We start from the raw sequence: 10,888 nt of genomic DNA, 5'->3' as shown, positions 1-10,888 counted from the left end.
CGGTCATGACCGTTCGTGCCAGCGATCTGGCGCGCCGCCTTGCGCGCCATGCCGAGGCGGTGTGCCGTCATTATCTCCCCAATGGCCGTCGCCAGGGCCGCTACTGGCTCGTCGGCGACATTCACAATGCGCAGGGGCGCAGCCTCTATGTTCGCCTGACGGGGCCGGAGTCCGGCCCGGGAGCGGCAGGCCGTTGGACCGACGCCGCGACGGGGGAGCATGGCGATCTGCTCGATCTCATCGCCGGAAATTGCCGCCACGGCAAATTCCGGGACGCCTGCGAGGAGGCGCGCCGCTTTCTCTGCCTGCCGCAAGCCGACATGGTGCCGTTGCGTCCATTTCCGGCGCGGGGGAATGCGCAGGAAGCGGCGCGACGGCTGTTTCGCGCCGGACGACCGGTCGCGAGCACTCATGCGGAAGCCTATCTGCGCGCCCGAGGCATCACCGCGCCGCTCGACTGGCCTTCGCTCCGCTTCCATCCGTCGCTCTGGTATCGGGACGAGGCGAGCGGTAGGCGTTTCGCGTGGCCCGGCCTTCTCGCCGCCGTCACCGACCTGCAAGGCCGTGTGACCGGCGTGCATCGCACCTGGCTCGATCGCGAGAAGCCGCAGAAGGCGCCGCTCCCCGAACCGCGCCGGGCGCTCGGCCATCTGCTCGGCAATGGCGTGCGCTTTGGCCGCGCCCGCGACATTCTGGTGGCCGGGGAAGGGATCGAGACCATCCTCTCGCTCAAATCCATGCTGCCGGAACTGCCGATGGTGGCGGCGCTCTCCGCCAATCACCTTGCGGCGCTGGAATTCCCGCCGACGCTACGTCGTCTCTACGTCGCGATCGACCGCGACGCAGCCGGCTTCGCCGCCGCCGCACGCCTGCACGAGCGCGGTCGCCTTTCAGGCGTCGACGTGCGCGACCTTGTGCCAACGCGAGGGGATTTCAATGAAGATTTGTATCGACCTCCCTCTGATGACATGTCGTGAAGCGTGCTGGCCATCCGACAACGCTTACCGCGTTGATGACCATCGTGATTTGCCCCTGTTGCTTATTCGTCGCCGCGACCTGCGCCGACCACCGACTTGTGCATTTTTCGTCGTGTTCGCCGCCCAGATTGCAGCACGTTGTCATTCCGGAAGGTGCTGAGGCAACTCCCACGAAGCAGAGAAATGTTGCCGGCTTGCTTGCATCCGGTCTATCCTTCTACGATCCGATCATAGGGGGGCATCGTGCAGCTTAGCAAATTGTCGATAAAAAATTTCCGAGGCATCAAAGATGCTCAACTTGAATTTCATGGACATACCCTTCTTATTGGCGGAAATAACGTCGGAAAATCAACTATCTGCGAAGCCCTCGAACTCGCCCTTGGGCCAGACCGTCAAAGTCGGTTTCCTGTCGTCGAGGAGTATGACTTTTATAACGCCGACTACCTGGATTCCGAAGGCAAGCCGATAGACATTCGGATCGAAGTCCTCCTGACCGATGTCACACCTACCGTTCGCCGATCCTGCAAAACATACCTAGAGCGGTGGAACCCCACCGAACGAAAGTTGCTTGAGCAGGGCGAAATCGATGACGTCGATGCCGACGGGCTACAGTGGGCGCTGCGACTGATCACGATTGCCCGGTACAACGAAGACGAGGACGAATTTCAGGCGTCGACACACTATGCCACAATCTATGATGCCGACAATGAAGATGAAAGTAAGGTATCACGGGCAGTACGGAGAACCTTCGGCTTTCTATATCTTCGAGCGCTTCGCACCGGTTCGCGTGCTCTCAGTCTCGAACGTGGGTCACTGCTCGATGTCATCCTTCGCATCCAGAGCTTGCAAACAGGTATATGGGAGCACGTCCGGAATCGTCTAGAAGCCCTGACGCCGCCTATCGACGATGGTGCTAAAAAATTAACGCCCGTTCTCCACAGTATTGAGCAACGCCTTTCCGATTATATTCCGATGGCCAAACCGGGAGATTCGACCCGTTTGTTTGTTTCTCAGTTGACACGCGAACACCTTCGTAAGACGCTGAGTTTCTTTCTCTCTATTTCACCTGATCAGAAGCCTGTTCCATTCCATGAAGTTGGTACAGGCACGCTCAATACACTGGTTCTAGCTCTGCTAAGCTTCATTGCCGAATTGAAAGACGAAAACGTCATTTTCGCAATGGAAGAGCCGGAAATTGCGCTGCCGCCCCATACACAGCGTCGCATCGCTGATTACCTGCTCACGAAGACCACCCAATGCTTTGTGACGTCACATTCCCCTTATGTGATCGAGAGCTTCGAGCCTGAACGGACAGTAATCCTTCGTCGTAACGATGCAGGCAGCATAACCGGGCAACGTGTAACGCTTGCTGCCGAGGTAAAGACGAAGACCTACCGGCGCTACCTACGCCGCGGCTTCGCTGAAGCGATGTTGGCCAAGGGCGTCATCGTTGCTGAGGGCTTTACAGAAGTCGTCGCGCTCCAAGCTGTCGCGGCCGTAATGGAGACGACAGATCAAAACAACTATCCTCTGGATCTCGCAGGCGTATCCATCATCACCCCGGATGGGGATGGCGCGATCGCCGAGTTTGGACGGTTTTTCGTTTCCCTCGGTCTGCCTGCCTTCGCTTTTCTTGACAAGAAGAGGCGCAGCGCCAAGGAAGCATCTGCCTTAACGGCGGCCGGGTTTACTCTCCTCAATGAAATTGCGTATGCGGGAATGGAGGAGCTACTGGTCACCGAGGTCTTAGTCGACCACCAGTGGGCCTTCCTCGAAGCGGTCCGCGACGCTGGAACCGCTCCAAACGCCGGAATTCCTGCTGTGCGCCCCGATGACGAAAAGGTACGCCTCATCACAAAAAACGTCCTCGGAGACAGCAAAGGGTGGGGGCGAGTCGCCGAACTCCTTGACCTCTGCAAACCAGAAGAGTTGCCGCCATCTATCACGGGTTTCCTATCCAATATCTATCTCGCGTTTCCACGTCCCATTGTCGTTCCGCTGCCGCCGAAGTCGACAGCCGATGAAAACGGAGAAGGGAGCGAGCAAACGTCCTCTGCGACCGCGTCAGCGTCCGAGGCGCTTTCTGCATGACCTTCGTGTCCTGCCCTGATCGAGATCAGATACTTTCGGCCACGGGCCATGTCGTCGTTACAGGCGGGCCTGGTAGTGGCAAGACGACCGTAGCACTCCGAAAGGCGCTTCTTCGTATCGAAGCTGGGCTTCAGCCTGCACAGAAAGTTCTCTTTCTAAGTTTCTCCCGGGCCGCAGTCGCACGGATTATGCAAGCTGCGCGCGCCAATCTGCCACGTGTCGCTCGCCAGTCACTCGATATCCAGACCTTTCATTCTTTTTGCTGGCAGCTCGTCCGCGGGCACGGATATCTCCTGGGTGCCCCAAAGCACATCTCGCTTCTTGCTCCCCATGACGAGAGGGCGCTCCGTGACGGTGCTAAGGACGATGATCCAATCTGGGATGCCGAGCGTGAGCGGCTTTTTCTAGCGGAAGGGCGCATTGCGTTCGATCTCTTCGCTCCAAAGGCGTTTGAACTTTTCTCTCGTAGCAAAGCTTTGCGCCTCCTACTGGCCGATCAATACCCCCTTATCATCGTCGATGAGGCGCAGGATACGGGAACGGAGCAATGGAACTGTATCGCTACATTGGCGGATCATACACAACTTCTGTGTCTGGCCGACCTCGATCAGCAAATTTATGACTTCCGCCGAGATGTTAGCCCTCACCGATTGGCCGACATCATGGCGGTACTTAAGCCGTTAGAGATAGACCTCGGTGCCCAGAATAACCGCAGTCCGGGGGTCGAAATCCTCAAATGTGGAAATGACATTCTTGCCAATGTCCCTCGTGGCACGCCTTATCGCGGCGTCAGCCAACGTGCATTTCGACCCGATGCCACTGTACGAGACACCGCTATTCGCCAAGCTGTCGGCATGCTCTATCGTAATATCAAGGCAGAGACTGGGTGCCCGCCGACTAGTATCGGCTATCTCACTAACTGGGGGAAAGGTGTCACTATTATTGCTAGGGCTCTGCAAGGCGGCAATGGAGTTAGGGAGATCCCGCATCGCGTTGTTATGGACGAGGTAGAGGTCTTGCTTGCCACGCGCGTCGTCGCACTTTGCCTCGAACCGATCACTGACGTCTGGCAAGCGCTCGCCATCGGTCTGGATCTTATCGCGGAGGTCTATCGTAGCCGTGGGAACACCACGAAAGCCGGTACCTTGCGCCGCGCTGCGCATGACGCTCGCGCAGGCCGGATGGGACGACGGGCGCGGTGCCCTCCAGCGTTGAAGAACATTCTCGAAGCGCTTTCAATGGAATCCCATACGGGCGAGCCGGGAGCCGACTGGCTTTCTGTTCGTCGCCGTTTTGCCGCCAGCGGCGTCGAGGAACTCAAACTGATTGCCCAAAACGTAATCTATCTCATGGCCTTCAACCGAGGTAGGCGTATCGCCGATACCCTTGTCGATACTTGGCAGCGTTATGGAAGCTATGTGGAGGCCCGTACGCTTATCGAAGCTGCCATTACGGAAGACCAAATCGTTGGTGCCGAGGGTGGCCTGGAAGGCCTCAACGTCATGACCATGCACAAATCAAAGGGGAAAGAGTTCGACGGTGTGATTCTACTCCACCTCGGTCGGCTCTCGCCTTTTTCGCCGGATAGCGAAATTTCTCCCCATGTAAAGAGCAGGCGTCTGCTCCGTGTCGGCATAACCAGAGCGCGTCATCATACTCTTCTGCTCACCGATGCCTTCTCACCATCGCCATTGCTTCAGGGGCATCGATTCAACAATTAACATAACAGTTCATCGGCGTGACGGTGTAGCGGGCGATAGCAGAGATTGGCGAGCACCTGTCGCGCCTATTTTATGCTTTCCATCGCACCGGCACGTTCCGTGTGTGCTTCACGATATTTCTTGTCGGCCTCTTGCTTCCATCGCGTGACCGAAACGGCATGCGTGCCGCGCTGTCTCCCGGCTGGTCAAAGGCCGCGTGAGCGGCCTTCACAAGCGGCGATCTGCCAGGGACGGCGACGCCCCGCAATGGCGTTCGGCGGCTATTTTCCGCCGCCGGGCGGCAAGCCGCCCGGCTTTGCATCGCGAACCAAAATAGCCACCGCCCGCCATCCTCCGCTTCGCTACGGCCCCTTGCCGGCAAGCCGGCTGCGGGGTGCGGGCCGTCTCCGTCCCCGGCGGACGATCGCTGTGAAGGCCGCTCATCTGCGCGGCCAGACCAGCAACAGGAGACACCGCTATGACACGCTATCCCTTTTCCATTCCCGACAATGAATCCGACGACGCGCCGCAGGCTAATTCGCCGACCGCGCATCTGCTCGACGAGTTGGCGCTCTACGGTTACCGGCCCGGCAGCGACGAGCCTGATCCCCGCCCATTGCCCGAAGCCGAGCGTGTGCGCACCGAGCTCGGTGCGATCGTGGAGAGCTTTGCGGCGATGCTGACCGATACCCGCCTGGAAGACGACATGGCGGACTTGATGTAGTCTTTCGTGAATCTCTTTCATCGCAAGATCAATCGCATTGAAGCTCAGCTCGACGACAATGAGCAGGCGCAGCGCCGCGCCCGGCTGGAGCAGGACGGCTCCGAAATTCGCTCGGTGGAGCTGGAGCGGTTGCTGGATCAGGGTCTCAGCCTCGTCGAACGACGCAACGCCTATGAATTCTGTCGCGACACGGCGGCGGAGTGCTACGAGGCGGTGACCGGCTCGGCCTGGCGGCCGCGCAACGGCTCGATGGTGAGCTATCGCAGCCTGACGTCGGCGGTAATCGACAGCCGCGAATTCATCGCGGCGCGGCAACGGGCGGAAACGCAGCTATTTGTTCCTGACGGGACTCGCATCGCTTTCACCGGCGGAGTCGACTTCAATGACCATCATAAAATCTGGGCCGTGCTCGATCGTGTTCGGGCCAAGCATGCCGACATGGTGCTGATGCACGGCGGCGCGCCACGCGGCGCGGAGCTGATCGCCGCACGCTGGGCCGACAATCGCAAGGTTGCGCAGGTCGTGTTTCGGCCGGACTGGAATCGTCATCGCAATGCCGCTCCCTTCAAGCGGAACGATGCGATGCTGGAGACGCTGCCGGTCGGTGTGATCGCCTTTCCCGGCTCGGGCATTTCATCGAACCTGATCGACAAGGCGCGCAAGATGGGCATTCCTGTCTGGCGCTTCGGCGAGGCGAGCGGCGCCTGAAACATCACGATCATGATCCCTTCAAATCGATGTCGATTTGAAGGGATCATGATCTGTACGCCGTTCGTTTCATGCTCGCCCGTTCGTTTCATGCTCGCCCGTTCATTTTGAAGCGTTGCTCATCGAGCGACGCGAGGCACGGATTTTGTCGCGCCCGACCGCCGCGCTATCATCGCCCCGCAGCATCACCCGCCGACGACGCGCAGTCGACGCTGCACGATGCAATGCCGATAGATTGCTGTTCGTCGGCTTCGTGACCTCCGTCTTCTGGTTTCGTCACATCCGCTCAAACACGCCCTGCATTCCATTCGCAACCATTCCCGTGCGTGGTCGGAGGCCACGCTGATGCTTGCCGCCATCTCCCCGGAATATCTTGCACGGTAGCGCCAGCGACGGGCCTGTGGCGGCATGGCCGTCCTTTCGTCGTCAGCCACGCGACCCATGCGGCGGCTTCAATCGTGGGGATCACGCCAGAGCGCGCAGGAGCCTTCAAGGCCGCTCGCTTCCGCGCCCCTCGCACGCGAGGGGCTTGTGCAGCGTCGCGCCGCGAACGCGGTGCATACGCAGCCTTGAACGCCCCCGCTCGATCGCTCTGGCCATGTGCCCCCACGAAGCCGCGCAATGGTGCGTGGCCTTCGAACCTGACGAAAGGAACAGACCATGAGCAACAACAAACCCACGCTTTACGCCTACACCGTGAAGAACCGTGGCCGAGGCCAGAAGGCGATCTGGACGCGCATCGGCGCAGCCTGGCCACACAGCACCGGAAATGGTTTCTCGATCGAACTGGAAGCCTTCCCTGTCGATGGCCGCCTCGTGCTGGTCGAACCGAAACCGGACGAACCGGCGGACGGCGAGCCCACGGATCAGCCAGACGACGACGGCGTCATGTGACATCGCGAACCGCACGCAATTCGCTCGTCCGTCATGGGCGGGCGAATTCGTGCTGTACCTCGATCGCGAAACCGCCGGGCGCGATTGCACAGCGACGTTCGGCTCGACAAAGCAGCCACGCGCATCGCGTACCATATTCTATATGGCGGCAGCACCCTTGTGTCGAACGCATTCAGCGCATCAATGGAATTCATCGTACATCATTGTGCAAACTGTCATCGCGTGATCGTGCGTGTCGATGAATGCACATCGATGTGAACAGGCGGAAACAGGCGTCGATCGTTGCGCATTGCAATTCCTTCCGATGTTCGGGGCACAGAGCGAAGGGTAAAACGAACCAACAGGTAGCGAGATGTGTGCAGCCTAGGCTGCACGCTCGGTCAGGGGCCGGGAAGGTGGCCCCTGACAACCCAGGACGCATGCGCTCAGCTTTCGAGACCCCATGTCAATGACGCAGGACAACGCCATACCGAAACGCGACCGGCAATTGAACATCGCGCTGCGAAGCGACGAATTCGTCCGGCTGCAACGACGCGCCGACGCCGTCGGCCTGCGGCTCGTTCCTTTTGCTCGCGCCATTCTGCTCAACGAAGGCGTCACGGTCGAAGCGATCGTCACCATGTCCACATGCGACCGGCTGACCTATCAGCAATGGGTTCGCGTCGGCCAGAACCTCAATCAGGTGGCGAGGCAGCTCAACCGTTTCGGCAGCGTCTCGGCGGCGGAAGTGGAAGCGGTTCTGCGCGACATCCGCGAACTCATTGCGGAGGCGCGCCGATGATCGTGCGTTTCGCCAGGCCGGGCGCCTCGTTCAAGGGTGTCGCCGCTTATCTGACCCACGATCCCGAGCATGCGTCGACGTCGGAACGTGTGGCCTGGACGCATACCCTCAATCTCGCACACGACCATGTGCCGAGCTCCGTCCACGAGATGCTGACGACCTGCCTCGACGCCGATCTCCTGAAGGCTGAAGCCGGAGTGCGAACCGTTGGCCGAAAGGTGGAGAAGCCGGTCAAGCACGTCTCCCTCAACTGGCACCCGAGCGAGAAACCCGAGCGCGCCGACATGGTTCGGGCGGCGGAATCCTTCCTCGACCATATGGGCTGGAAGGAGCATCAGGCGATCCTCGTCGCCCATGACGACAAGGAACACCGGCACGTCCATCTGATCGTCAACGCCATTCATCCCGTCACGGGCCTGAAGCTCGATGACGGGCTGGAGAAGCGGCGGGCGCAGGCATGGGCGCTGGCCTATGAGCAGCAGCAAGGCAAAGTTTTCTGCGAGCAGCGCCTGAAGCCGGTTGCCGAGCGCGAGGCGAACGAGCCGCGCCCGGCATGGCTCACGATCCGCGAGCAGGTGGAGAGGGAGCTCATCGCCGAAAAAGCCCGCAACGAATTCGCCCCGGCCCTTATGAGCGGCATCGACATCCGCCGGGGGCTTGAGCGGAACGAATGGGAAATTCTGAAACAGCAGCAGAAGGACGAACGCCTCGCTTTCTTTGCGGAGGGCAAGCAGGCCTACAAGACGCTCGACCGCGCCCTCTATCGAGAGGTGCGGGAGGAGTTTCGGCCGCAATGGGCCAGCTATTACGCTGCGAAGCGCGACGGCCTCGAACCCTCCGCGCTTGCCGACATCCGCGCCGGTCTCATCGCCCGCCAGAAGGAGGCGCTGGAGGAGCGCCGCAAGGAGCCGGTTGCCGAACTGCGCGAACAACGCGACCGCGACTACCGCGTTCTTCTCGATATGCAGAAGCAGGAGCGCGCCGAGCTGATCGACCGGCAGGAGCGTGGGCTTCGTTCGCCGCATCTGCTCGACCGCGCCTATCCTTCGCCTGAGAGGGAAGAAGCGGGGAAGTCCGCCATCACCGACGTTTCCCCTCTCGACCGCTTCGGCATTCGTCGCGGTCGGGTGATCGAGGGCGAGCCCGTATCGGCGCGCAATCAAGGCATGGCGCCGGGGCGCGCCGCGCCGCCGAAGGAGCGGTCATTCACGCAGACCAGCCCGGCGCCGTCCTCAGCGCCGTCCCGCGATCTCGCCTCCGGTCTTGCGGGCGGCCTGCTGTCCATCATTGGCGCGCTCGGCGAAAGCATGGTCGGCGGACACACCAAACCGCCGCGCCCGCCGCCGCAGGAGATCGACCCGCTCGAGCGTTTCGGCGTGAAGCGCGGGCGACCGCCCGACCCGGCGGAAGAGAAAGCCCGGCGCGACAAGGCCGAACGCGAGGCCTGGGACGTCTGGAAGGAAAAGAGAGACCTGGAACGGTCACGGAGCGGATAAATGGGCCCAGGCGTCCGCTCCCTTCACGATCCCGGGCCCGGAGCGGGCAAGCCCTGCCTTCGGCGGCGTCCGACTATGCGGCGCTGCGCGAGGCGCATGCGGTCGAGATTCTCGCGGCGCGTTTCAGCGTCCGCCTCGCGATCGCCGCCGAGCGCCGACAGGAGCAGGCCGCCATCCGGCAGGGCTTCGCGCATCGCTTCCTGCTGGCGATGCAGGAGGTCTGCGCCCTTCGACGCACGGCAGCCCTCGAATGCCTCGCCCGCGAACAGGAAGCGGCGTTGCGGCAGTCGCTGGAGAAGGCGAGGAGCGAGACGCCCGGTCGAATCCACCGCCACCTCGCGCCCATCCGTGCCCGCCACCGCGAGGAGATGAAAAGTCTTGGAAAGCGCCGCCGCGAGCCGTGACGATAGCGACGAGTCAAGGGTGCCGGGTCGACTGCCGGGAGCGCTTGAAAATCTCGTCTTCACGGCAGGTGGTTCCATATAACCGGTTTATGCGACTCTCGTCCCCAGTGTAGAATACTGGCTCGGACGAGCCAAATGGGGACAAGCGAGAAGTGACTACGCGTAACGTATCGGATTCTTCATCAGAACCCAAGGCAGTCGATGCCGCAGGCGGAGCCCCTTCGGCCGTGCAGGAGGCATTTGAACGGGAGAAATGGGAGAGTGAACGTGACGCACGCGCCAGCGAGATCGCAATAAAAGAACGTGAAGTCGCCGTGAAAGAGGCCGAAGCCCGGCGCACTCTGTGGCAAACGCCGATCGGTGCGGCGATAATCGCGGCGGCTATCGCCGCGACGGCTAACGCCGGAGCCGCAGCCATCAACGGAATCTATCAACGGGATCTAGAAGACAGAAAGGATGAGGCGGCACTTTTATTGGAGGCGATCAAAACAAATAACGACCGGAAGAAGGCCAGAGATAATCTTGAATTTTTAGTCAGAGCCGGTCTGATCACTGACGAACAGCGGCGAATGAAGTTGATAGACTTTGTGAGAAGCACGAATCAGGAGAGTTTCCCAGTTCTGCCGGCACAACAAAGCGTTTCCATAGCACAGCCGCCGACAGGAGAGTGGTTCACCGTAAGCTGTGTCGGAGTTCCACATGTGGACCTGCATGCTTATCATGAAAAACTGGACCAGTCTCGCGTCCCATCTGCCTTGCGCCGTAGCATCTCAGAGTCAAAAGATGAGCTGCAAATTGTGTTCGATCTACCGGGTGGTCCGCATGGCTTTACAGAGACTATCGTCATAAAAAACATTGACAACGGCGTCAATATGGCAGTGCTTGGAAGCAGGATAATTGGACAGTTTCTAGGAAAGCCTATGTCCACCGCGATAAAAGAATACCTGCACAAGGCTGGGGTGGACGAGAGCAAATGTAATGTGAATTAACGCAGAACTGAAAAGCAGTGGCTACGCGGCAATATGTGCATAACAAGACTTTCACATAAGCGTGAACGCGTCGATAAAGAAATTTGTTATTGGTGATAACGACCTAAGAGGGCTTGAGCATTGC

Annotated in this window: 8 protein-coding genes and 1 pseudogene; 8 read left to right on the top strand and 1 reads right to left on the bottom strand. The window is 60.1% G+C overall.

The window, feature by feature from the left end; translation table 11 throughout:
* The first annotated feature begins 5 nt into the window (after positions 1–5).
* From K3F48_RS02545 to K3F48_RS02515, 7 genes and pseudogenes are all read left to right on the top strand, one after another.
* Positions 6–977, top strand: coding sequence for a toprim domain-containing protein (locus K3F48_RS02545; RefSeq protein WP_222573833.1), 972 nt, complete (start codon positions 6–8; stop codon positions 975–977).
* 243 nt (positions 978–1,220) lie between these two features.
* Positions 1,221–3,068: an AAA family ATPase gene (locus K3F48_RS02540; protein ID WP_222573832.1), complete on the top strand. Its 1,848-nt coding sequence runs from the start codon at positions 1,221–1,223 to the stop codon at positions 3,066–3,068.
* Complete coding sequence (locus K3F48_RS02535) at positions 3,065–4,789, top strand: UvrD-helicase domain-containing protein (protein WP_222573831.1); 1,725 nt, start codon at positions 3,065–3,067, stop codon at positions 4,787–4,789. Before K3F48_RS02540 ends, K3F48_RS02535 begins: the two co-directional genes overlap by 4 nt.
* A 457-nt stretch (positions 4,790–5,246) precedes the next feature.
* Positions 5,247–6,200, top strand: a pseudogene (locus K3F48_RS02530) (DUF2493 domain-containing protein).
* A gap of 660 nt (positions 6,201–6,860) precedes the next feature.
* A complete protein-coding gene (locus K3F48_RS02525) occupies positions 6,861–7,094 on the top strand; it encodes a hypothetical protein (protein ID WP_222573830.1) in 234 nt (77 codons plus the stop codon).
* A gap of 442 nt (positions 7,095–7,536) precedes the next feature.
* A complete protein-coding gene (mobC, locus tag K3F48_RS02520; RefSeq protein WP_222573829.1) occupies positions 7,537–7,875 on the top strand; it encodes a plasmid mobilization relaxosome protein MobC in 339 nt (112 codons plus the stop codon).
* Positions 7,872–9,371 carry a relaxase/mobilization nuclease domain-containing protein gene (locus K3F48_RS02515; protein ID WP_222573828.1) on the top strand — a complete coding sequence of 500 codons (1,500 nt, stop codon included), beginning with the start codon at positions 7,872–7,874 and terminating at the stop codon, positions 9,369–9,371. The genes mobC and K3F48_RS02515 overlap by 4 nt, the downstream gene beginning before the upstream one ends.
* Before the next feature lie 23 nt (positions 9,372–9,394).
* On the opposite strand, the gene K3F48_RS02510 is transcribed toward K3F48_RS02515, so the two are convergent.
* Positions 9,395–9,706 carry a hypothetical protein gene (locus tag K3F48_RS02510; RefSeq protein ID WP_222573827.1) on the bottom strand — a complete coding sequence of 104 codons (312 nt, stop codon included), beginning with the start codon at positions 9,704–9,706 and terminating at the stop codon, positions 9,395–9,397.
* A 296-nt stretch (positions 9,707–10,002) separates the two neighbouring features.
* Here K3F48_RS02510 and K3F48_RS02505 point away from each other — a divergent pair, with 296 nt between their 5' ends.
* Positions 10,003–10,764: a hypothetical protein gene (locus K3F48_RS02505; protein ID WP_222573826.1), complete on the top strand. Its 762-nt coding sequence runs from the start codon at positions 10,003–10,005 to the stop codon at positions 10,762–10,764.
* The last annotated feature ends 124 nt before the right edge of the window (positions 10,765–10,888 follow it).

Source organism: Methylosinus sp. Sm6, assembly GCF_019802345.1.
Taxonomy (GTDB): domain Bacteria; phylum Pseudomonadota; class Alphaproteobacteria; order Rhizobiales; family Beijerinckiaceae; genus Methylosinus.
The sequence above is the reverse complement of the archived record's forward strand: the minus strand, read 5'-3'. Positions and strand labels throughout refer to the sequence as shown.

What these genes read in the sequence shown, in the direction of transcription:
- K3F48_RS02545 (WP_222573833.1), top strand. Translation starts at nt 6, where the DNA reads ATGACCGTTCGTGCCAGCGATCTGGCGCGCCGCCTTGCGCGCCATGCC.
- K3F48_RS02535 (WP_222573831.1), top strand. Translation starts at nt 3,065, where the DNA reads ATGACCTTCGTGTCCTGCCCTGATCGAGATCAGATACTTTCGGCCACG.
- K3F48_RS02525 (WP_222573830.1), top strand. Translation starts at nt 6,861, where the DNA reads ATGAGCAACAACAAACCCACGCTTTACGCCTACACCGTGAAGAACCGT.
- mobC (WP_222573829.1), top strand. Translation starts at nt 7,537, where the DNA reads ATGTCAATGACGCAGGACAACGCCATACCGAAACGCGACCGGCAATTG.
- K3F48_RS02515 (WP_222573828.1), top strand. Translation starts at nt 7,872, where the DNA reads ATGATCGTGCGTTTCGCCAGGCCGGGCGCCTCGTTCAAGGGTGTCGCC.